The 22,709-nt window shown below is 31.0% G+C and carries 17 protein-coding genes and 1 pseudogene; 10 read left to right on the top strand and 8 right to left on the bottom strand.

Annotation, left to right across the window (positions count from 1 at the left end):
- The first annotated feature begins 93 nt into the window (after positions 1–93).
- Genes SJY17_RS02880 through SJY17_RS02870 form a run of 3 tightly spaced genes read left to right on the top strand, consistent with a single transcriptional unit; the run spans position 94 to position 5,607 of the window.
- A complete protein-coding gene (locus SJY17_RS02880; RefSeq protein WP_397363955.1) occupies positions 94–2,472 on the top strand; it encodes a two-component regulator propeller domain-containing protein in 2,379 nt (792 codons plus the stop codon).
- Positions 2,472–3,194, top strand: a complete 723-nt coding sequence (gene recO / locus SJY17_RS02875; RefSeq protein WP_397363953.1) for a DNA repair protein RecO — start codon at positions 2,472–2,474, stop codon at positions 3,192–3,194. Before SJY17_RS02880 ends, recO begins: the two co-directional genes overlap by 1 nt.
- Positions 3,178–5,607 carry a TonB-dependent receptor domain-containing protein gene (locus tag SJY17_RS02870; RefSeq protein ID WP_397363952.1) on the top strand — a complete coding sequence of 810 codons (2,430 nt, stop codon included), beginning with the start codon at positions 3,178–3,180 and terminating at the stop codon, positions 5,605–5,607. Before recO ends, SJY17_RS02870 begins: the two co-directional genes overlap by 17 nt.
- A 47-nt stretch (positions 5,608–5,654) precedes the next feature.
- Here the strand turns inward: SJY17_RS02870 and SJY17_RS02865 are convergent, their stop codons facing one another.
- Entirely contained in the window at positions 5,655–9,935 is a 4,281-nt protein-coding gene (locus SJY17_RS02865) for a T9SS type A sorting domain-containing protein (RefSeq protein WP_397363951.1), read from the bottom strand.
- 240 nt (positions 9,936–10,175) lie between these two features.
- Positions 10,176–13,427: a Calx-beta domain-containing protein gene (locus tag SJY17_RS02860; RefSeq protein WP_397363950.1), complete on the bottom strand. Its 3,252-nt coding sequence runs from the start codon at positions 13,425–13,427 to the stop codon at positions 10,176–10,178.
- Between the two features lie 44 nt (positions 13,428–13,471).
- On the opposite strand from SJY17_RS02860, the gene SJY17_RS02855 reads away from it, so the two are divergent.
- Entirely contained in the window at positions 13,472–13,948 is a 477-nt protein-coding gene (locus tag SJY17_RS02855; protein WP_397363949.1) for a regulatory protein RecX, read from the top strand.
- A 60-nt stretch (positions 13,949–14,008) separates the two neighbouring features.
- Here the strand turns inward: SJY17_RS02855 and SJY17_RS02850 are convergent.
- The 4 genes and pseudogenes from SJY17_RS02850 to SJY17_RS02835 all read right to left on the bottom strand — a co-directional run.
- A pseudogene (locus tag SJY17_RS02850) lies at positions 14,009–14,278 on the bottom strand (DUF6646 family protein); the annotation flags it as partial.
- Complete coding sequence (locus SJY17_RS02845) at positions 14,277–14,501, bottom strand: DUF6646 family protein (protein ID WP_397363948.1); 225 nt, start codon at positions 14,499–14,501, stop codon at positions 14,277–14,279. The pseudogene SJY17_RS02850 and the gene SJY17_RS02845, both read right to left, overlap by 2 nt.
- An 8-nt stretch (positions 14,502–14,509) precedes the next feature.
- Positions 14,510–15,379, bottom strand: coding sequence for a cupin-like domain-containing protein (locus tag SJY17_RS02840; RefSeq protein WP_397363947.1), 870 nt, complete (start codon positions 15,377–15,379; stop codon positions 14,510–14,512).
- 68 nt (positions 15,380–15,447) lie between these two features.
- Entirely contained in the window at positions 15,448–17,265 is a 1,818-nt protein-coding gene (locus SJY17_RS02835; RefSeq protein ID WP_397363946.1) for a TonB-dependent receptor plug domain-containing protein, read from the bottom strand.
- A gap of 78 nt (positions 17,266–17,343) precedes the next feature.
- Here SJY17_RS02835 and SJY17_RS02830 point away from each other — a divergent pair, with 78 nt between their 5' ends.
- Positions 17,344–18,837 (top strand): PLP-dependent aminotransferase family protein, encoded by a 1,494-nt coding sequence (locus tag SJY17_RS02830; RefSeq protein WP_397363945.1) that lies wholly within the window; start codon positions 17,344–17,346, stop codon positions 18,835–18,837.
- Positions 18,838–18,846: 9 nt separating this feature from the next.
- Here SJY17_RS02830 and SJY17_RS02825 read toward each other — a convergent pair whose 3' ends face one another.
- Positions 18,847–19,260: a putative signal transducing protein gene (locus SJY17_RS02825; RefSeq protein ID WP_397363944.1), complete on the bottom strand. Its 414-nt coding sequence runs from the start codon at positions 19,258–19,260 to the stop codon at positions 18,847–18,849.
- Positions 19,261–19,387: 127 nt separating this feature from the next.
- Between SJY17_RS02825 and SJY17_RS02820 the strand changes: the two genes are divergently transcribed.
- The 5 genes from SJY17_RS02820 to SJY17_RS02800 all read left to right on the top strand — a co-directional run bounded on the left by SJY17_RS02820 (position 19,388) and on the right by SJY17_RS02800 (position 22,342).
- The gene (locus SJY17_RS02820; protein ID WP_397363943.1) at positions 19,388–19,900 is read left to right on the top strand and encodes a DUF2975 domain-containing protein; all 513 of its coding nucleotides are present in this window, start codon (positions 19,388–19,390) and stop codon (positions 19,898–19,900) included.
- 2 nt (positions 19,901–19,902) lie between these two features.
- The gene (locus tag SJY17_RS02815) at positions 19,903–20,109 is read left to right on the top strand and encodes a helix-turn-helix domain-containing protein (protein WP_397363942.1); all 207 of its coding nucleotides are present in this window, start codon (positions 19,903–19,905) and stop codon (positions 20,107–20,109) included.
- 64 nt (positions 20,110–20,173) lie between these two features.
- Positions 20,174–21,433 (top strand): Y-family DNA polymerase, encoded by a 1,260-nt coding sequence (locus SJY17_RS02810; RefSeq protein ID WP_397364857.1) that lies wholly within the window; start codon positions 20,174–20,176, stop codon positions 21,431–21,433.
- A complete protein-coding gene (locus SJY17_RS02805; RefSeq protein WP_397363941.1) occupies positions 21,430–21,870 on the top strand; it encodes a LexA family protein in 441 nt (146 codons plus the stop codon). Before SJY17_RS02810 ends, SJY17_RS02805 begins: the two co-directional genes overlap by 4 nt.
- A 19-nt stretch (positions 21,871–21,889) precedes the next feature.
- The gene (locus tag SJY17_RS02800; RefSeq protein WP_397363940.1) at positions 21,890–22,342 is read left to right on the top strand and encodes a YybH family protein; all 453 of its coding nucleotides are present in this window, start codon (positions 21,890–21,892) and stop codon (positions 22,340–22,342) included.
- An 84-nt stretch (positions 22,343–22,426) separates the two neighbouring features.
- Here the strand turns inward: SJY17_RS02800 and SJY17_RS02795 are convergent, their stop codons facing one another.
- On the bottom strand, positions 22,427–22,705 hold the full coding sequence (locus SJY17_RS02795; protein ID WP_397363939.1) for a F0F1 ATP synthase subunit epsilon: 279 nt from the start codon (positions 22,703–22,705) through the stop codon (positions 22,427–22,429).
- Between the last annotated feature and the right edge of the window lie 4 nt (positions 22,706–22,709).

Below are 22,709 nucleotides of genomic sequence, written 5' to 3'. Positions count from 1 at the left end.
ATTTAATTCGGCTAAGGGATTTCTGTTTTTATTGTAGTTATACTAATACAATAAATTGTAGTATTTTTGAGTTTTAATACTTTATCTATAAAAATGCCCAAAAACAAAAGGATTTTCAAGCTATTATTTTTATTGCTAGGCTGTTTTGCTTTAGTAAAAACTAATGCGCAAGATTTTTCTGATGCTTGGACAGGACATTTTTCTTATTTAGATATTAAAGATGTAACACAAGGAACAACAAAGGTTATTGGTGCTGCTGAAAATGCTGTTTTTATTTATGATAAAAACACTAATGAAATTGAAACAATATCTACTGTAAATGGTTTGTCAGGAGAAACAATATCTGCCATTCATTATCTAGAAGAAAGAGAATTAATTATTGTAGGATTTGAAAACGGATTAGTCCAAATTTATGATGAATTTGAAAGTACTGTTTTATCTGTAGTAGATATTTTAGAAAAGCAAACTATTCCTCCTAGCACAAAAAAAATAAACCATTTTAATCTAATTGAAGACCTTATTTATATATCAACAGATTACGGTATATCTGTTTATAATATTAATAGTTTTGAGTTTGGAGACACATATTATATAGGTGTAAATGGAGCTCAAGTAGTAGTTTCTCAAACAACTGTTTTAAATGGTTTTATTTATGCTGCGACTACAGTTGGAGTAAAAAAAGGACTTTTGACAAACCCAAATTTAATCGATTATCAAGAATGGGAACAATTAGTTGGAATTAATAGTGTTGGAATTGAAGCTGTTGGTGATAGATTGTTTATTGCTAGATCAAATAAAAGACTTTTTGAATATATAAATAATGGAATACAGATTAGGGCTGTATATCCTAATTTTATTAAAGATTTGAGGGTTTTTAATGATAAATTAGTTTTAGCTACTGAAGGAGAGGTTTTTGTATATAATCCAGAAGATTTTTCTACCATAGCAGAAGTAGTTAATACTACGGAATTTAATACAAAATATAGTTGTGCAATTCTGGATGGAACAAATTCACTTTATATAGGAACAAATGGAAATACTAATACAGGAAAACCTGGGTTTGGTATTTTAAAAACGACCATTGATGACACTTCTTTAATAGAAGAGATTCATCCAGATAGTCCTTTGTTAAATAGTTTTTTTAAAATAAAAACCCTTGGTGGTCATATATATGGAACTCATGGAGGTTACGATGTTACTTATAATCCATATGCAATTAGTAATAAAAAAGGAGGAATTAGCCATTATTTTGACGATTCTTGGCAAAATATACCTTTTGATTCTATTCAACCATTAGCAGCTTATCCTTGGTCTTTATCTCATATATCGATACATCCATTTAATCCTAATCTAGCATATATAAGCTCTTCAGTAGGAGGAGTCGTAGAAATAGAAAATAATCAAGTTATAGAAGTGTATGATGGTGAAGATAGTACATTAATCCCTTTTTCTGGATTGAATCATTTTGTACATGCTTCTACGTTTGATCAAGACGGCACCCTTTGGGTTATGAATGGACGATATGAGTCTCCATTAAACAGGTTTAAAGATGGACAATGGACTTCTTATAGTTTTTTAGATATTATAGATCCTGCAACAAGTAATAATGGTTTTTCTTCAATTATTTTTGATTCAAATAATAATGTTTTTATTGGTACACATCGATTTGGTCTTATTGGATTTAATGAAAATGGAGGAAATTATACTTTCAAAAATATTGTTGAAGAAGAAGAAGGGATGCCTTCACCATCTGTAAAATGCCTAGAAATTGATCGAAATGGACAGCTTTGGATTGGTACAGGAAAAGGCTTAAGAATTGTTTACAATACAGACGAATTTATAAACGGAACACCAGAAGTAGATAATATTGTAGTCTTGGACGATGGTGTTGCTAGTGAATTATTATACCAGCAATATATTACAGATATTGAAGTTGATGGATCAAATAATAAATGGATTGCAAGTCTAGATACAGGATTATATTATTTTTCTTCAGATGGACAAGAGACTATTTTTCATTTTACTAAAGATAATTCTCCCTTACCTTCTAATGTTATTTTAGATGTAGATATTGATGATGTAAACGGAGTTATTTATATAGCTACAGAAAAAGGAATGGTTTCGTTTAATTCTGATGCCTCTAAGCCACAAGATAATTTAGAGAATGCCTATGTTTATCCTAATCCTGTTAGACCCAATTTTGATATTTTAACAGACAAAGTAAAAATTAGGGACATTTCGGATAACGTAAATATTAAAATTACAGATATTGAAGGTAATTTGGTGGCAGAAGCAGAATCTAGAACTAATTCAAGATTTAAAGGTTATAACCTAGAAATCGATGGAGGAACAGCTCTATGGAATGGTAAAAACATGGGTGGAAACATTGTTGCTTCAGGCGTATATTTAATCATGCTTAATGATTTAGACACTTTTGAGACTAGAGTGCTAAAAGTAATGGTTGTTAGATAATGTTAACTACCACAAATGCAATTGTCCTCTCTAAACTTAGATTTAAAGATAATGACCTTATTGTTAAATGCTATACCCAAAAACAAGGTGTTGTTAGTTATTTATTAAAAGGTGTTTTTGCTTCAAAAAAAAGCAATAAAAAAGTAATTTACTTTCAACCCTTATCACAACTTCAATTAAATACAGACTATAAGCCAAAACGATCGCTTCAATATATAAAAGATATAAAAACAGATTTTTTATATGTTTCATTACACACTAATATTTTAAAAAGTGCAATAGTCATGTTTTTGTCTGAAGTTTTAGCTCAAGCACTTCAAGAAGAAGAACAAAATGATGCACTTTATAGCTATTTGCAAACAACTTTATTATGGTTAGATGCAAATGATAGTTTTTCAAATTTTCATTTATTATTTCTTTTAGAATTAACTAAGTATTTAGGTTTTTATCCAGATCAAACTCAGATTAAAAATGCATCTTATTTTAATTTACTTGATGGCGAGTTTCAAAATGAAAGCACATCAAAATATATCATTTCTGGAGAAAATTTAACACTCCTAAAACAGCTTTTAGGCATAACATTTGATGATTTACATAGTATAAAGATTAATGCTAAACAAAGACAATCGTTTTTGGCTCTAATTTTAGTATATTTTGAATTACATTTGGGCAACTTTAAAAAACCAAAATCTTTACAAATCCTTAATGACGTTTTTAATTAAAAATAGAAAGTTTTTTTATAGTACTTGTTTACTATTTTTTGTTGTTTTTTCGGTTTCTGCACAAAATATTAAAGTGTTAAATCAAACTAATAAAGAGCCAATAGTTGATGTTGCTATTTATAATAAAGATAAATCTAAAAGCGAAGTTACTAATATCGATGGAGAAGCAAATTTGGATGTGTTTTTGGATTCAGAGATGCTTTATTTTCAACATATTTCTCATCAAACAAAACAAATTAAAAAAAGCAACATAAAGACTAGACTAGTATATTTATTGTCTAGTGAGCAAGGATTGGATGAGATTGTAATTTCGGCCTCTAATTTTAGTCAAAGAAAAAAAGATATCCCTAAAACCATTGCTACAATTAGTGCAAAGGAAGTGACGTTTAATAATCCGCAAACTAGTGCAGATTTATTAGAAGGAACAGGACAGGTATATATACAAAAAAGCCAATTAGGAGGAGGAAGCCCAATGATAAGAGGGTTTTCTACAAACAGATTATTGATAACTGTAGATGGTGTAAGGATGAATAATGCCATATTTAGAGGTGGTAACCTTCAGAATGTTATTTCTATAGACCCATTATCTATTCAAAACACAGAAGTTACTTTAGGTGCTGGTTCCATAATTTATGGAAGCGACGCAATTGGAGGTGTTATGAGTTTTTATACTAAAAAACCAGAATTTTCATTCTCTGATAGTTTAAATTTAAAAAGCAACGTTGTTTTAAGATATGCTACTGCAAGTCAAGAAAAAACAGCACATATAGATTTAAATTTTGGTTATAAAAAGTGGGCGTTTTTAACTAATGTAAGTTATACAGATTTTAATGATTTAAGAATGGGAAGCAATGGTCCAGAGGACTATTTAAGACCAGAATATGTTGTAACTAATAGTAATCAAGACACTGTGGTAGAAAACAATGATCCAGAAATTCAAAAGTTTACAGGATACAATCAAATTAATTTAATGCAAAAGGTTAGTTATAAAGCTACAGAAGATTTGGATTTTGATTTAGGACTGTTTTATACTGCGACATCAGATTATCCAAGATATGATAGATTAATACGTTATAGAAACGGAACCTTACGTTCTGCACAATGGGATTATGGTCCTCAAAAATGGTTTATGTCCAATTTAAGTGTTACAAAAAGAAGTAGTAATGGTTCTTTTTACGATAACATTAAAGCTACTGTAGCCTATCAAAATTTTCAAGAAAGTAGATTAGATAGAGATTTTCAAGAAGTAGAGAAAAATGTAAGAGAAGAGTCTGTTGATGCTTTGTCTTTTAATATAGATTTTGAAAAGGAATTAAGCGAAACATCAAATTTATTTTATGGGTTTGAGTACGTTTATAACAAGGTTAATTCATTAGGGTTTACTGAAAATATTCAAACTAATATTTCAGAAAAAGCAGTGTCAAGATATCCAGATGGAGCGACTTGGCAAAGCACAGCATTGTATGCAAGTTATAAGTATAAGCCTAATACAAAGTTTGTATTTCAGTCAGGATTAAGGTACAATCTAATTAAACAAAAAGCAGATTTTACAGAAAATAATCAATTTTTGAATCTACCTTTTTCAGAATCTAATAACGATGCTAACGCTTTAACAGGAACAGCAGGTATTACTTGGTCTCCTAACCAAATATTACAATGGAAGTTTAATTTGTCTTCAGCATTTAGAGCACCAAATATAGACGATACAGGTAAGGTTTTTGACTCAGAACCAGGATCTGTTGTTATTCCAAATGATAATTTAGATCCAGAATATGCTTATAGTGGAGAACTTGGATTGAAATTAAATTTTGACAAGACTATAATACTGGATATGGCTACATATTACACTTATTTAGATAATGCTTTAGTAAGACGTGATGCTACATTAAATGGAGAGACACAGATTTTATATGATGGAGAGCTAAGTAATGTCCAGTCTATCCAAAATGCTTCAAAATCTTGGATATACGGTTTTGAGATAGGTGCTTTAATTAATTTTTCCGAAAGATTTAAGTTAAAATCTCAGTATAATATTATTGGAGGTATAGAAGAAACAGATGGAGTAGAAGTCCCAGTTAGACATGTAGTACCTAACTTTGGGAATACGCATTTAATTTGGCAAAAAGATAATTTTAAAATTGATGGTTTTGTTAATTATAATAATGCATTATCATTTAATCAATTAGCACCTTCTGAGGCTGAAAAAGAGTATATCTATGCGTTAGATGAAAACGGAAACCCTTATTCTCCTTCATGGTATTCTTTAAATTTAAGAACTCAATATCAATTAGGTAAGGAGGTGTCTATAACTGCTGCTTTAGAAAATATTACAGACCAACGCTATAAAACATATTCTTCAGGTATTGCAGCTCCAGGACGTAACTTAATAGTATCGTTAAAATATAGTTTATAAAAAAAGCCTCAATTTTAATTGAGGCTTTTTTTATTTTAAATTAAAGGTTATTTTTTAATAGCCTTTTTAGTTATTTCTTGTCCATTACTTAACTTCACTTTAGCAAAATATAAGCTTTGACTAAGGTTGTCTAAATTGATAATTTCAGTAGCATTATTACATTTAAAATTATAAATCTCTTTTCCTAATAGGTCAAATATTTTTATTGATTTAATAGTTAAGCTATTTGTAATACTAAATTGTACTTGATTATCTGATAATTCAATAATTGATAAATCTACATTATTAGTTGTATAATCTGAAGTTGATAAACTATTTGGATTAAATACTATTTCAAAACGCGAATCAAATTCTCCAACATTAGACGTAAACGAATAATCCGAAGCGGATAAATCATGTATAGAGTTGTTTAAATAATCTATTAAATATACAGTGTTTGTATCAAAAAATTGACCTTCTAATTGTGCGATAGAAAAGGTGTAAATAGTTGGGTCAGAAATTTGAGTATTAAACCCAACTGGTATAACCTCATCAATAGTTAGGCTTCCTGTTGATTTACCTTGTATTGCAAATCTATCAGTTTCATTAGGGATAGAAGTGTATATTTCAGCAGCGGTTTCATTATAAATAGTTCTTTTTGCATCAAAGGACATACTGTCTTTTCCGTCAGTAGCACCATTGACGTAAGCTATTAATATTTGATTAAAAATACCATTGTCCGAAGTTAAATTAACCCAAATCCTATTGGTATTATTAGTTGTATTTGTTCTAAAAAATTGATCATTACTAGACGTATCTGCCATCCTGTAGTCATTATCAAAAGTAACATTTCCATTAGCAATTCCTTGTACAAAAAAGCTTTGTCCAGAAGGTATATAACCGTTTGGTATAATCATATCACCACCAGCTGTATTACCACTTCCAGTTGTAATTATGGCATAATCATTATTAGAAAAGTTTGCACCTTGGTTACCACTTGCGTTACCATTAGCAGGTGTATTATGTGACCATAGATAAGCAACCTCTTGTATAACACTAGAGTTAGCAGTTAAAAAAGCATTAGCATCTATTGCACTTGGATAAGGATTACCAATTAAATTCCAATCTTCATCTCCATTAGCTCCATTAAATAAAATTGAACTAGTAATAATACCTGTATTAAAAGCACCATTAAATGTGTAAGTATATTGAGACCCTACAGTGAATCCTACAGGTGTATGCATAGAAATATATCCAACTCCAGGAGTCATTACAGTACTACCACTTGAGATGTAAGTCCAATCATTTCCATCATCATCAATTCCGTCTGGTCCAGCAGTAAATGTATCTGTGTTATTTATTTCTGTAAGCACATCTAAATAATTAGCTGCATTAAACCAATATCTTCTATTTGTATTAGCAAAAGCTAAACCTTGACCAATTGTAGTGTTTTCTACTGGACTACTCCAATAAGTATATTCATAAACACTATTTAATGGTGTAGTCATTTTATTAACTAGTGACTCTCCATTTGCAGATAATATAAATGATGAATTATTATTGTTTTGAACAAAAGCACCTTGTGTTTCCACATATAATTCTCCATCAACAGTTACTGTGTTTTCAACTTCAACAAACGTACTGTTTGAAACTGTTAATCTATATTCTGGAGAAGTCCCGCTAGTGTTTATTACTAAAGAGCACGCTTGAAAACTTCCATTTGCACTCGTATCGTAACTTCCGTCTATTACAGCCATCTTTGTAAGATCTGGTAATCCATTAGACCAAGCAGAACCATTCCAAATAGTATTTGACATAGTTATTTGTATAGCATCTGTTGCTACAGAGCATACACCAGATTCAGTAACTTCACAATAAAACTGATAAGTATCTAGATTTAAACCAGAAATTGATAAATCTGTAGAAGTTTCTCCAGAAACTATTCCTGGACTAAAAGCTGCACTTGTCACATCAGACCATCCAGAACCACCATTATTATATTTCCATTGGTAACTTAATGAACCACCACCTCCAGCAGTAACTGATATATTTACATCTGCTGCATCACAGTCGTTAATATCTATTGGTTGTACATCAATTGTTGGTGAAGGTGTAATTGTAATAGCAAAACCAAAACAATCTTCGTCACCATCATAAACCCAATCAGTTAATGAAAAAGTTGAAGAAGGTGCAGTTGCAGAATTATCTCTTGTAAAAACATATCCAACATCAAAACCTGCTCCAGGAGTTGTGTTATTTTGCCATACGTCTTGAGCAGTAGCTGACCCAGTTCCATAATCTTTTACTAAAACAAGCCTATCGTTATTATTTATACCACCATTTATAAAAGATAAGTCTGGTGTTACAGAAGGGCAACTAGTACATGCTCCTGCGGAACTTAGTCTAATCATAATAGTTGTTTCTGCAGCTAAAGTCCCACTTAAAGTAAGTGTTCCACCACTAAAACCAGTTGTAGGAACCGTAGAGCCTAAAGTAAAATTATTATCTAATCCAATAGTATAGTCTGACAAGTCTATTGGAGAAGTTGTTGGATTTAAAAGTTCAAAGTAGTGACAAGAATCTGTCTGGTCATCATAAATACCAGAAAACATTAAATCTGTAAAACCAGCAGGTATACCTCCTGATCCTCCAGAGCAGCTTCCACTTAATAATGTAAAGTCTGTTAAGCTATCTAAAGGACAACCTGCTTCTGTAATAGTAATTACTCCAGTTGAAGCACCTATTGGCACTTCAGCAATAATTTGCGTTGCAGTTTGAGATACTATTGTCGCAGCCGTACCATTAAAATCTACAGTAGATCCTACGGTAAAACCAGTACCAGTAATTGTTATTTCTGATAATTCTGGTCCAGAGCTTGGAGCAAAACTAGTAATTGTCTGTGTTGGTGTACAGGCAGAAGAACAAGTTACTGATACATCATCAAAACGCCAAGGTGACGTTGTTGTAGAAACTTTTTCAAATTGAATCCATACATTTGCTTCTGTATTATATGTTGATAAATCTACAGTATATTGGTTGTAAGTAGAACTTGGAACATTTGAATGGTCAAAAACGGCAACTGTTGTAAAAGGTCCAGTTTGACTTGTTGTTGATACATTTACATTTAATGTTTTAGTAGTCGTATTACCAGTTCGTCCAAGATAAAAATCTAAACTTGAAGGGTTCGAAATTACATCGGTTGTTAAATAACCATTATTTGAATTAAAAGATACTCCTGCTGGTGCTGTATTGTAATCTGCAGCTGTTGTACTTCTTGAAGCTCCTGAAGAAATCCAATTAGTAGGAGCAAAAGTTGTTGATGTAAAACTTTCTTCTAGACATGGTTCACTTAATGTGGTTTCGTTATTGTTTAATGGAGAAGTTGTAAAGTATAATGGACCACCACTACAAGAGACATTGTAAGAATATACAAAAAGATAGTAAGTTGTACTAGGGTTTAAACCTGCTAAAGAGAAGGAATTTGAACTATTTGATTGCAGTACTGTACCAGATCCTATTGTATCTCCATTTGTATAAGTTGTAGTGTCTACAGGGTTTGCACCTAAAGTAGCACTTGTGCTATATATAATAAGATATTCATCTGCAGCAGGAATAGAAGCACTAAAATTACCATCAAAACTAGTGTTGGTTATATTTGAAAAATTTAAAGTTGTTGGTTGAGCGGTTGGAGTAATACATGGAGAAGAGGAAACACCTTCAATTAATGCATCATCTATTACCCAAATTTCGTTAGCATTATTATTGGTTATTTCTACTTTTACTCTTAATAATGTGGAGTTTGGTAAATCAGTAATAGATAAATAACTATAACCATCTGTTGTTCTATATCCACCACTTACAGGTTGAAATATTGTTAGAGAATTATCTCCATCATAAATAGCAGAAGCATTACCTGTTCCTGCATTGGTACCAGAAAAACCCCATTTTGCATTTCCAATACCTCTTACCCTTAATTCTTCAGAATAGGAAGCTCCTCCATCTGTACTTATTGAAATTGTAACATCATCGGTTGTATCTGCTCCATTTCCTGATGTGCCAGCAAACGATGCTAATCTTAATGAAAATGAAACATTACTGTATGCACTTGTGTTTACTGTAGAAAACTCAATATCTTGACTAGTATTATTTACTTGTAAACCATTATTAGCAGATACATAATTTGGTGTATTTGGAAAAGGACCGTTAGCACTTGTTAAAGTACCACCTGTATAAGTCATTGTAGGTGTACCTCCATCAAAATTTTGTTGAGCAATTGTAACTTGTGCGCTAGAGTAATTGAAAAACAATATAGAAAATAAGAAAAACAGTAAAGGGATAAACTTCTTCATGAAATGAGTTTGTATAAAAAAAAATAACTGAATAAAGTTAAGATGTTGTTTGAAAATAACAATCTGAACCAATCAAAGATATAAAAACATCGATAAAATATAATAATTTTTCGATGAAATACATGTATTTAGTATTTTTACAAAGATTAAATCTTTAAAATGCGACATTTTATAACAAAAAAAGACCACACTTTAATGTATGATCTTTTAATACGTTATAATTTTAAGCTTAAAGAAGGCTTATTTTTTAATTGCTTTTTTATTAATTAATTGACCGTTGCTTAGTTCTACTTTAGCAATATAAGCTGCTTGACTTAAATTAGAAAGGTTATAAGTTTCAATACTATTATTACCTTTTAAATCATAAATTAACCTACCTAAAGCATCAAATATTTTAACTGTTTTAATAGTTAAATTACTATTTGACATTTTAAATGTAACATTATTATTTTCAGTTTCTATTATTGATAAGCTTTTTTCTGTTAAAGCCAAGTCATCAATAGATAAGCTAGGTTGTGTAAATACAATTTCAAATCTTGAATTAAATTCACCCAAATCCGAAGTAAATGAATAATCTGATGTTGTTAAATCTTGATACGTGTTTAACAGATTATCTTTTAAGTAAATTGAATTATTTGATAAAAAGTCACCTTGTAAATGATCTATAGATATTGTGTAAATTGTAGGAACATCAATAGAGTTTAAGAAACCTAAATGTATGGTTTCATTTATATCCAAATCGTTAGGAGATTTTCCTTGAATCGCTAATTTTTTAGAATCTCCTGGAATTACTGTGTAAAACGATAGGCTTGCTAATATTACTCCATTCTTTTTTGCATCATAGTAAGCACCATCATTTGCAGCAGTAGCTCCTGGCACATAACCTATAACAGTTTGATTTGACAAACCATTATCTGTATTAATATTTAACCAAAGTTTGTTATCTAAATTTACTGATGGATTATTTGTAGTTCTAAAAAACTGGTCATTATTTCCTTTTATACGCATTGCATTAGTAAATGTTACAGTTCCTGTTGTTGCTGTAGGAGTATCAGAATAAGTTACAAAAAACCCTTGACCAGAAGGGATATGTCTTGTTGGAGTAATACCATCTCCACCAACAGTCTCTGCTGTACCATTTATAACAGCATAATCATTGTTAGTAAAGTTTAAAGGTTCGTTTCCATTTGTTGTATTAGAAGGAGGTGTGTCTTGAGACCATAAATATATTGCTCCATCTAATCTACCATTAGCTGTGTCTGAAAGATAATTGTTTTTAGCAAAAAACAAATCAGCATCAATTGCTGAAGGGTAAGGGTTACCAATTAGGTTCCAGTTAGTGTCTCCAGTTTCTAGATCGTTACGTTCTACAGGAACAGTAATGTCTCCATTGTTTAAAGTCCCTCTAAAAGTATAAAGATAGTTGTTTGCTCCTAAAAAAGCAGTTATTGAGTGTGTTGCAGCATAACCTACTCCAGGAACTAAATTATCAGTTGCAGCTTTTAAAAACCAATCGTTACCATCATCATCAATATCATCTACTCCTGCACCAGCAACTAATGTGTTATTGTTTAAAGTTTCGTATTCAGAATCTCTATAATTTGCAGCATTAAATTCAAAACGTCTGTATTGACTAGATTGCCACAAAGCATTTCCAAAAGTCTCGTTAGCTACTGGAGAGCTCCAATAGGTATACTCATACCATTCATTTAACAATGAAGTGTTTTTATCTACAACTGCAGCATTGTTTGTTGCAAAATACGTACTTCCAGAATCATCATAAGTAGCAGCATTATCTACTTGAACAAAAGATCCTTGGTCTTGAATTAAAATACGTCCATTATTGGTTACATCTGTGAAAACTTCAACATATTCATTTGGTGTAATTGATAAATCAAAACCAGAATTGATTGTTAAACTACAAGATGTAAAACTTGGTTGTCCAGCTGTACTAGTGTTATAATTTGCATTTAAAACAGCATGTGTTGATGCATCTGGAGTTGTTGGAGACCAAGAAGTTCCATCCCATGTTACTGTACTACTACAAGCAATAGGGTTTGAACAAACATTTACATCGTCTATCCATAATAAACCAGCTCTTGAAGAGCTAAATTGAAAATATGAACCTATAAAGCTACCAGTAGTATAAGTTGTATCATTAGCAGTTCCTGCACTTACTTCCCCTGAACCGTCATTATAAAACAACTCCCAATCACCAGTATTACTCCTTGTTACTCTAATGCACACATCGTCATTTGCATCCCAATTAAAAGTACTATCTATGACTGAAAAATCTGTACCATTATTTACACGATACAATGTTAAAATATCACTAGTTCCTGATTGATTAACTCCAACTCTATAGCCAACAGGATTTGTAAATAAATTGCTGTTATTTGATAAAAGAACAAAAGCAAAATTATTACCTCCTGAAGGATCCCAATTACCATTTCTTAAACAAAAAGACCATTCGTAATCTCCAAAAGCAAGATTCTGAATTCCAATGTCTGCATTTATATAACTATCTCCTGCAATTCCAGAAAGATCATGTTTAAGCTCTCCACCTGTAGTTGTCCAATCTGTTGTGTTATTCCATTGCGTTAAACCAGAACTGAAATCGTCAGAGAAAATTGTAGTACAGGGATTGGCATCATTATCTGTTATTGTTAATGTATGTTGTGTATTAGTTCCTAAAGCTGCTGCATTTCCACCAGAAGCGTTTTGTAAATTAAGGATAACATCTTCAGATGTTTCATAAACAGCATCATCATTAGATATATATATTGTTAAACATTGATTTGCATTACTTCCTGCAGGAAAAGTTAAAGTTTGAGGAAATGTAATAGCTGCTGGTGTTCCTGCTCCATCATCATAATCTGTTCCGTTTGTAGCTGTGCTTGCTCCATCTAAAGCAATCTCGACTGTTGTTGCATTTGTAGCATCTTCGTTTGATATTGCGACACAAACATCTATAAAAATACCATTTTCCGCTAAAGTTGATGTAGTTGAGACGAATTCTACTGATGTTGTTGAAGTGGAGCATGTTACTTCAACATCATCTAAATAATATGAGCCACCAGTTCTTTGAGTCATAGCTATTCTAAGAAAATAATCTCCTGTTAGATTTAAATTGACTGTAAATTCTTGATGAGTAGTTGTAACTTCTCCAACTAAAATATCTCTTGCTGAAGTCCAAGGACCTGTATTTGTTGTTGAGTATTGTACACTTAAAGTTTTATTAGCTGTAGAGCTGCTTCTTGCTAGCCACAGTGTAAGTGTTTGAGGGTTTGTAAGTATTGAACTTGTAATTATTTCATCACCATTAGTATTAAATCCAGTTCCATCTCCTGTTAATCCAGCTGTTGTATTTTGATAAGTTCCATTATCAGACCAGTTACCATATCCAGAATTAAAATTATCAGTTAGGCATTGCCCATAACCAAAAGTTAAGACTCCAAAAAAGGCAATTAAAAGTAATTTTATATGTTTCATAATAGGGCGTTTTTAAATATTATTAAATAGCTTATTTTTGAAATATGTATCAAAAACAAGAGTCTTATACAATAGACGAAGCAACTAAAAAGTTGGAACACTATTGTGCATATCAAGAACGCTGTCACCAAGAGGTGAGACAAAAACTTAAAAGTATGAATATGATACCTGAAGCTACAGATATCATTATAGTTCATCTTTTGGAGCACAACTTTCTTAACGAAGAACGTTTTGCCAAAACATATACTAGAGGTAAGTTCAGAATTAAAAAATGGGGTAAATATCGAATCGCTCTTGAACTAAAACGAAAAGACATCTCCAAATTTAATGTAAACCAAGCACTTACAGAAATAGATAATGATGAGTACATCGAGGTTTTTAATGATTTAGCCGAAAAAAAGGTTAATTCTTTAAAAGAGACCGATAAGTACAAGAAAAAAAAGAAACTAATTGACTATTTACTATACAGAGGTTGGGAGAATTATTTGGTGTATGAAAAAGCTAACGAGTTGATACATTAAGGCACAAAAAAACCTTTCAAATTAATAGATGAAAGGTTTGTATGTCTTTGAAATAGAGTGTTATAGATTAAACACTGCACCAAAATTTACTGTAAACTGATTGTGTATTTTTTCTGCAGCAGTTAAAGCTCCAGAATTATAAGTTGCAAAGGTTGTCCCAAACTCTGAAAATACTCCAAAACCATCAGAGAAAAAATAACGCATTCCTAAGTGTCCTCCAAAGTTTTTCATGCTTAAGCTAATTCCTGGATAAAGATCAAAATTGTCATCTATATTTAACACACTTCCTAAGTTTGCATTAAAACGTCCTTCAAGCTCAAAACGGTCTTCAAAATCTGCAGATAAACCATTGTTTAAGTTTAAAGCGTAACCTGTTACAACACCAACAGAATATGTTTTCTCCTAAACCATAATCGTAAGCTAAAGTGATACCGTTAACATTGTCTTGAAAGTTTGCTCCAATTTGAAATTTTTGATCTCCTTTTCCTTCAAAAGATTGTGCAGTTGTTAGAGTTGTAGCTAAAAGTGTTAGTGCTAAAAATATTTTTTTCATCTGTATTATTATTTGTTTTTTATATTATTATTTGTGTTTATAATGGCTTTTTTATTTTTCCAATCAATCCATTTTTGACCCTTAATACGTCGCATTAAGTTGTCAAAATTACGCATTAAAAATACATTGTAAATAGCTTTGCCTAAATTTTTTGGATTTCGTGCAATTGCACGAAGGCTCATAGAAAAACCTGGAGTTAAATATTTCATGTAATGCCAATAACCTTCTGGCATATATAATACTTCTCCATGGTTTAATTGGCATTGCCAACCTTTTGCATACTGCAAAGCTGGCCATTTGTTAAAATCTGGATTTGAAAAGTCAATATCTTCTCGTGTTATTAAAGCGTGTGGTACTTTGTATAAATGTTTGTTTTGTTTTTGATCAAACAAAATAATTTCCTTTTTGCCTTCAAAATGAAAATGAAAGATATTAGCTAAATCTATGTCGTAATGCATAAAGGTGTGGCTGTTTTTTCCTCCAAAAAACAGCATTGGTAAACCTTTCATTAAACGTAATCCAAAATCTGGGAACGTAAAATCCTTTTGAAGCTGAGGGATTTCTTTTAAGATATTCCAAAGAAAAATGCGATACTTTGTAGGCTCGCGCTTAAGCAAATCTACATATTCACTCATTTTCATTTTGGCATGAGGCTCATTAAAACCATCCTTGTAGTCCACAGGTCTATCGTCGTATAACGGAACAATTTTATCTCCAGCAATGGTTTTCATGTACTCTAAATTCCATTTAGTGTACGCTGGCCAATCGGTAATAAACTGTTCTATTATAACAGGTTTTTGAGGCTTAAAATAATTTTTAATAAAGCCTTCTTTGGTTATAGTCTTAACTCTTGGTATGTCTTGAAGGTTTAAGTTCAAATTTTAAAATTTTAAACCCAAAGTTAATAAAACGTTACTAAAAGTACTACTATAGTTTTTGTTAGACTTTAGTTAAAATTATAACGTAGCCCAAATAACACATTACTTGGAGGCATTGGTGTAAACCCAGTTTCAATATAATCAGCATCAAAAATATTACTTGCTGTTGCAGTAAATTCTAATTGTTTTAAGGTATACACTAAAGAGGCATCCCAAACATTATAGCTTTGTCCTGTTGTACGTTCTGCATGTTTGTAAACAATATTTTGTTTTAAGTTATTACATAATTGTGTACTTAAACGTGTTGTAAAGTGATGTTTTAATGTGTTTAAAGAGTAACGAGATAGGTCTTTATTTTGGTCTAAAATATCATCTTCTAAAAAAGCATAGCCTATACTTAAAGTTTGATAAAAGTTATTTATTTTAAAATTATAAGAGGTATCAAACTCAAACCCTTTAGTGTTTACTTCTGTTATATTAGTTGCTGTATAAATAGTTTCTGTTGTATTTGGTCTTATGTAGTCTATTAAGTTTTTTGCATCTCTGTTAAAAAAGGCAATAGTACTAGAAAATCTATTTGTATTATATTTTAAACCAATTTCTTGCGAGAACGCTTCTTCTGGTTTTAAATCTGCATTTCCAGCAGTTCTAAAATCATTATAGAATAAATCTGTATAAGTTGGTATTCTGTAAGTATATCCTATGTTTCCGTATAGTTTTAAATCATTAGTAATTTGATATCCTAAATCTAAACCTGGAAATGCATGAAACTTAAAGTCGGAAAAATAAGTTACTGCAACTCCTGGAGTAATATCTAATTTGTTGTCTAATAATTTAAATTGGTGTTCTAAAAATAGGTTAGTCATAAACCTATTACGATTACCTAAATTATTACTTCTAATATAAATTTTAGAGATATCTACACCAAAACCTGTGATTCCTGCATCAGATGTATATGATGCATTAACTTCTGCGCCTAATTTGTCTGTAATATGTAGGTTTCTGTAAAATGCAGGATCATCACGTCTTAATAAAAATAGGTCTTCATTACGTTTCCAGTATATACGTGGTTTAATTTTAAGTGTATTGGTATTAAAAGTAGTTGTAAATCCTATTAAACTGTTTTTAGTTTCTTCGTATTCGTTAAATGTAGGATTAGTTGTATAAAAATTTTCTGCCCCAAATTTACGATCAGAAAAAGTTGTTATCATTTCTATTGCTTGTGCATTTTTATTAAATATACTTTTTAAGAAATAGTTGGTATTGTCATAATCCGAGTTATTACGATAACCTTCAGAGGTCATTTTTCCAACGTGAATAATATGTGACGAGTTTTCTAACTCTGTACCAACAGTTAAAGATCCGTTTAATTGGTTAAAAGATCCTGTTTCTACATTTGCAGAAACTGTATTTTTTAAATTGTTTTTAGTAACAATATTTATTGCTCCATTAAAAGCATTTTGACCAAATACTCTTGCAGCAGGACCTTTAATTATCTCGATACGCTCAATAACTTCAATAGGTAATGCAGCATTCATGGTGTGGTGTCCAGTTTGTGCATCGTCCATTTTTATACCATCTATAAGCAGTAAAGTTTGGTCAAAACCACCACCTCTTATATATAAATCTGCTTGGCTACCAGCAGTACCACGACGTCTAATGTCTACTCCAGCTACTTGCTGTAATAAATCTGCAACGTTAGTTGCAGCACTATTTTTTATGTCTGAAGACGAAATAACAGTAATTGTTCTTGAGTTTTCTTTAAACGGTAAATCAATTCTACTTGACGTAATAATTACAGAGTCTAATTGCTGTTGCAGTAAGTCTTGTGCTTGTGTTGTTATACTAAATAGAGCTAGCAAAATAAATAAAGAAGTCAATTTCATAATAAAAAGTATTGATGTTTTTTAACGCTACAAAATTCGTAACTTTCCGGATCATTAAAATAGTCCAGTTTTAAAACAATGCATAGTCCGGTTGATGACATATTAAAAACATTAATTCATTTTAAAAAATCGTCTAATACAGCTATTTATATACAAATCTCTCAACAAATTATAAATGCTATCCAACGTGGTTATTTAACTGAAGGTACAAAGCTACCAGGAACAAGACTATTTAGTGCATTATTTTTAATTAACAGGAATACTGCAGTTGCTGTTTATGATGAGCTAGCGTCACAAGGTTGGGTAGATATTGTACCAAACAAAGGAACTTTTATATTAAAACCAGAACTTAAAACAGCAGCGATAAAAGGAGCGTTGCAAGGCTTAGATAATTTGAAAACTTATCCAGAAACTGCAGGATTTCCGTTTCAATCGTCTTTTAATTTAGCGTCTACTGAAGAGTTTTTAGTAAGTAAATATGTTGTTAATGATGGACAACCAGATTTAAGGTTACATCCAACACACCAATTTTCTAAATGGTATAGTGCGTCCATGAAACGTGGTTCTTTAATTAGTAAATGGAATAAAACACAAGAACAATCCTATACTACGTTTAGTAAACAGTTATGTAATTACTTAAATGCTACTCGAGGATTTTATATAAAACCTCAAAATATTATAAGTACTAGAAGTACAGAGATGAGTTTGTATATAGTGTCACAGCTTTTAATACAAAAAAATGACGTTGTGCTTGTTGGTAACTTAAGTCATTATAAATCTAATATGATTTTTCAGCAAGCAGGAGCAAATATTAAAACCATTCCTGTAGATCAACATGGAATTGATGTTGATTTTATTGAAAAAAACTTCACAAAAAATAGTATAAGGTGTGTGTATGTTTGTGCGCATAGGCAATATCCAACAACAGTCACGCTTACAGCAGAACGACGTTTAAAATTATTACAATTAGCAAAAGCCTATAAATTTGCTATTATAGAGGACGATTTTGATTACGATTTTCAGTTTGATGGATCAGCTATGTTGCCTATGGCTAGTGCAGATGGACAAGGTGTTGTTATCTATTTAGGACGATTAGGACAGTCTTTTTTTCCTAGCTTTCAAGTAGGATTTGTTGTTGCTCCAATAAATATTATTAACGAAGCAAAAAACTACTTGCAAATATTAGATAAACAAGGAGATTTAATCCAAAAGCAAATACTTGCAGAGCTTATTGATGAAGGCGAAATACATAGACTAATTAAAAAAAATATCACTATTTATAAACAAAGACGCGATTATTTGTGTGCTTGTTTAACAAAGCATTTTAAAGACGAAGCCACTTGGCAAGTACCAGATGGAGGATTAGCAATTTGGCTGAAATTTAACTCTAACCTGTCACTTGTTAAATTAGCAGAAAAAGCTAAGTTGCACGATTTGTTTTTACCTAAAACAGTATTGTATCAAAACAAAGATATTTGTGCTATTAGGTTAGGATTTGGGCATTTAAATGAAGAAGAAATAGAAAATGTTGTTACAATTTTAAAAACTGCTTTTGATGAGGTTAATGTATGATCATTAATGTTATTTTATATCAAACTCAGTATTACAATTATCACAACGGTATTTGTCTTTAGAATAGAAGGGAAGCGACCCAAATAAAAACCCAAATACAAAAGCAAAAAAGGATTTAAAATCTTTAATGGTAGAAAACATAGCAACTTCCTGACTATTACAATTTGGGCAATGTATTGCGTTGCCATCATCATCTACAGAGTATTTATTAATACTTTCTAAAATATGCTGCGCTTGCATAGCATCTTTTGCTAACACTTTAAGTTTAACACCTCCAATTGCATTACTTACTAAAGGATCTGTATCTATAGTTATATTATCGCTTAAAAAGACTTGAATACCTTCAGACTCTAAACGTCCTTTAATTATTTGAGCTTCTGCAGTATATTGAAATTTAGCAATGGTTTTAAAGGTTTGACTCATGTATAGATTTTTTTTAAATATACAAAAAGACCTGTCAGATTTAAGTTCTGTTTTATCCTTTTTTAATAAAAAATTATTGTTTATCAATAGTTTTCATATATTTGTTATCGTTAAACGATAATTTAATATGAAAGCAATAAAGATTTTAAAAACCATTATTAATATCTACTACTACCTTTTAATAGTTGGATTATTAGTAAAAGCAATAAGAGTTTTTAATGATATAATTAATGGTCAAATTAAACACTCAAAACCTAAATTTTTAGATGAGAATTTAGATTTTGCTAATCTTAGTAACACAAAAATTATAGTAATTATTATTATAGGTGTAGTCTTATATTGCTTGTTATACTTAGCAGTAGAAAGCATAAAAAATAGCTTAACTGATTTAGAAGCGGGTAATTATTTTAGCGATTTAGTAATTAATAATTTTAAAAAGGCAGGTATTATTTTAGTTTTTTTAAGTGCTGCAGAGTTTTTAGGAAAAATAAGCTTATGGCTTTACATAAAAGTAAAGCCAAAATTTGAATTTGATGCCTCAATAACTGCCTTTTTACTAATGGGATTATTCTTGATGTTTTTAAGCGAAGTCTTTAAAAAAGGAAAAGAAGTAAAAGAAGAAAACGACCTAACAATTTAACTATGTCAATAATTGTAAACCTAGACATCATGTTAGCTAAGCGCAACATGAAAAGCAAAGAGCTAGCTACCATTATTGGTATAACAACTGCAAACTTGTCCATATTAAAATCTGGAAAAGCAAAAGCAGTACGCTTTTCTACTTTAGAGGCTATTTGTAAAGCGTTAGATTGTCAACCTGCAGATATTTTAGAATATGTTGAAGATTAAACTTTAACATTTTTAAGAACCTAAAACTAAAAAACATTCAAACATTTTGTGTAATTTTACACATATGTTTGCATTAGTGGATTGTAATAATTTTTATGCCTCTTGCGAGCGGGTTTTTAATCCTAATTTAGAAGGAAAACCTGTTGCAATTTTAAGCAATAATGATGGTTGTGTCATCTCTATGAGTGATGAGGCTAAAGCATTGCTATTACCTTTTGGTGCACCAATTTTTAAATGGGAAACCTTTTGTAAAGCCAATAATATTCAAGTATTATCGTCTAATTACCCTTTATATGGAGACATGAGTAGTCGTGTCATGAATATATTAAAACAATTTAGTCCAGATGTTGAGGTGTATAGTATTGACGAGTCGTTTTTAGAATTTAATGGATTTGAGCACTATAACCTAGATAATTATGGGCAAAAAATTAAAAATCGCATCAAAAAATGGACAGGTATTCCAACATGTGTTGGTGTTGCGCCAACTAAAGCGCTCTGTAAAGTCGCTAATAAGATAGCACGAAAATTCCCTAAACAAACCAAAGGGGTTTATGTTATAGATACAGAAGATAAACGTATTAAAGCCTTAAAATGGACAAAAATAGAAAACGTTTGGGGAATTGGAAGGCAGCTTTCAAAACGCTTAAAAGCTAAAGGTTGCAAAACAGCGTATGATTTTACACAATTACCAAACGATTGGGTAAAGCGTAATTTTTCTGTAATAGAATCTAGGTTAAAACGCGATTTAGAAGGTATTCCAACCCTACTGTTGGATGAAGACTGCAAAGACAAAAAAATGATAGCTACTACGCGTAGTTTTGAGTATACCTATTCAGACAAGGATAATATAAAAGAACGTGTATCAACCTTTGCTACAAGTTGTGCAGAAAAATTACGTAAGCAAGGCTCAAGTTGCCACGTAATTATTGTTATGTTAAGAAGCGATAGACATAAAAAAAATTTAGAGCAACATCGTGCAAGTGCAACAGTAAACTTATCTTGTCCAACAAACTCATCTTTAATTATAAGTAATTGTGCAGTTAAAGCAGTAATGTCTATCTTTAAACAAGGAATAAAATATAAAAAAGCAGGTGTTATTGTATCAGGTTTGGTGCCAGTTGATAATTATCAACTCAATATTTTTGAAGCAGAAGATCCAAAACATGTTCCTTTAATGAAGTCTATAGATTATTTAAATACAAGGTACAAAGCAAACAAAATTAAAATAGGTAATCAAGATTTAAAACGCACCTGGAAAATGCGTCAAGAACGATTATCGCCAAGATACACCACCAATATTAACGATATTATAGTAGTAAAATGATAGCACATAAATCAGGAAGTTTAACCTTCTACACACCAGAAACAATAGATGGAGCTGCAGGGCAGTTTTTTGACACAGGGATTTCTGCAGGATTCCCATCTCCAGCAGAAGATTTTAAAGAACATCGATTATCTTTAGACGAAGAACTAGTTAAAAATAAAGAGGCTACTTTTTACGCTAAAGTTAGCGGACAATCTATGATTGGAGCAGGATTGGATGATAACGATTTGTTAGTAATAGATCGTAGTTTAGAGCCAACAAACAATAAAATTGCAGTTTGCTTTTTGGATGGGGAGTTTACCGTAAAACGTTTAAGAGTATCTGATGATGAGGTTTGGTTACAACCAGAAAACCCTAATTATCCAATTATAAAAATTACAGAAGACAACAACTTTTTAATTTGGGGAATTGTAACCAATGTGATTAAAAAAGTATAGTCTCTTAAATTATAATAAAATGAAACATTTTTTCACACTTGTATTTCTAGTAAGCTTAGTAACGTCTTGCTCGCACAAACCAAAAATAGATGTAGAAGCAGAGAAAGCAATTATTTTAAAAAATGCCAATACATTTTCTGGTTATGTTATGGCTTCAGATTATGATGGTATTAAGGATTCTTACACAAAAGAGGCTAAAATATTTCCAAACAACAAAAAAATTCTTGAAGGAGAAGACATAAAAAAATATTGGATTTTACCAGAAGGGTTAACTATATCTCATCATAAAATTTTTCCAGAAAATATAACTATAGTTAAAAACACAGCATATGATTATGGTTATTATGAAGGTGTCACAAAAAACGCTCAAGGTGAAGAATCGTCATGGAAAGGAAAGTACGTAATCGTTTGGAAAAAAGAAGATGGAAACTGGAAAATGGATTTAGATATTTGGAATAGCGTACGCGATTAATATATGGTAAGGTTAAAAAATTTGTCATAAAAAAACGCGAAGCTAATGGCTTCGCGTTTTTTGTTATTCTTTGAGTAAAAAGTATTAGTCAGCTAATACAATTACTTTGTTTCCATTCATTTCTAGCGTACCAGAATTTATTTTTAATAAAGTAGTGTTTTTGTCGCCTTTTGTAAAACGGTTTTCAACCTCTTCATCTAAAGTTATATTACCAGCTATTCTAACAGTTCCTTCTTTTAAAAGAGAGACTACAGGAGCGTGATTATTTAACATTTCAAAGTCACCATTTATTCCTGGAACAGTAATACTTACTACTTCTCCTTTAAATAATGTTGCTTCTGGTGATACAATTTCTAAATACATAGTT

Origin of the sequence: Olleya sp. R77988 (genome assembly GCF_044594215.1) — a bacterium.
Lineage (GTDB): Bacteria > Bacteroidota > Bacteroidia > Flavobacteriales > Flavobacteriaceae > Olleya.
The sequence above is the reverse complement of the archived record's forward strand: the minus strand, read 5'-3'. Positions and strand labels throughout refer to the sequence as shown.

Bases quoted from the DNA above. Each gene is read 5' to 3' on its own strand.
- SJY17_RS02880 (WP_397363955.1), top strand. From the start codon at position 94: ATGCCCAAAAACAAAAGGATTTTCAAGCTATTATTTTTATTGCTAGGC.
- recO (WP_397363953.1), top strand. From the start codon at position 2,472: ATGTTAACTACCACAAATGCAATTGTCCTCTCTAAACTTAGATTTAAA.
- SJY17_RS02870 (WP_397363952.1), top strand. From the start codon at position 3,178: ATGACGTTTTTAATTAAAAATAGAAAGTTTTTTTATAGTACTTGTTTA.
- SJY17_RS02865 (WP_397363951.1), bottom strand. From the start codon at position 9,935: ATGAAGAAGTTTATCCCTTTACTGTTTTTCTTATTTTCTATATTGTTT.
- SJY17_RS02860 (WP_397363950.1), bottom strand. From the start codon at position 13,427: ATGAAACATATAAAATTACTTTTAATTGCCTTTTTTGGAGTCTTAACT.
- SJY17_RS02855 (WP_397363949.1), top strand. From the start codon at position 13,472: ATGTATCAAAAACAAGAGTCTTATACAATAGACGAAGCAACTAAAAAG.
- SJY17_RS02845 (WP_397363948.1), bottom strand. From the start codon at position 14,501: ATGAAAAAAATATTTTTAGCACTAACACTTTTAGCTACAACTCTAACA.
- SJY17_RS02835 (WP_397363946.1), bottom strand. From the start codon at position 17,265: ATGAAATTGACTTCTTTATTTATTTTGCTAGCTCTATTTAGTATAACA.
- SJY17_RS02830 (WP_397363945.1), top strand. From the start codon at position 17,344: ATGCATAGTCCGGTTGATGACATATTAAAAACATTAATTCATTTTAAA.
- SJY17_RS02825 (WP_397363944.1), bottom strand. From the start codon at position 19,260: ATGAGTCAAACCTTTAAAACCATTGCTAAATTTCAATATACTGCAGAA.
- SJY17_RS02820 (WP_397363943.1), top strand. From the start codon at position 19,388: ATGAAAGCAATAAAGATTTTAAAAACCATTATTAATATCTACTACTAC.
- SJY17_RS02815 (WP_397363942.1), top strand. From the start codon at position 19,903: ATGTCAATAATTGTAAACCTAGACATCATGTTAGCTAAGCGCAACATG.
- SJY17_RS02810 (WP_397364857.1), top strand. From the start codon at position 20,174: ATGTTTGCATTAGTGGATTGTAATAATTTTTATGCCTCTTGCGAGCGG.
- SJY17_RS02805 (WP_397363941.1), top strand. From the start codon at position 21,430: ATGATAGCACATAAATCAGGAAGTTTAACCTTCTACACACCAGAAACA.
- SJY17_RS02800 (WP_397363940.1), top strand. From the start codon at position 21,890: ATGAAACATTTTTTCACACTTGTATTTCTAGTAAGCTTAGTAACGTCT.
- SJY17_RS02795 (WP_397363939.1), bottom strand. From the start codon at position 22,705: ATGTATTTAGAAATTGTATCACCAGAAGCAACATTATTTAAAGGAGAA.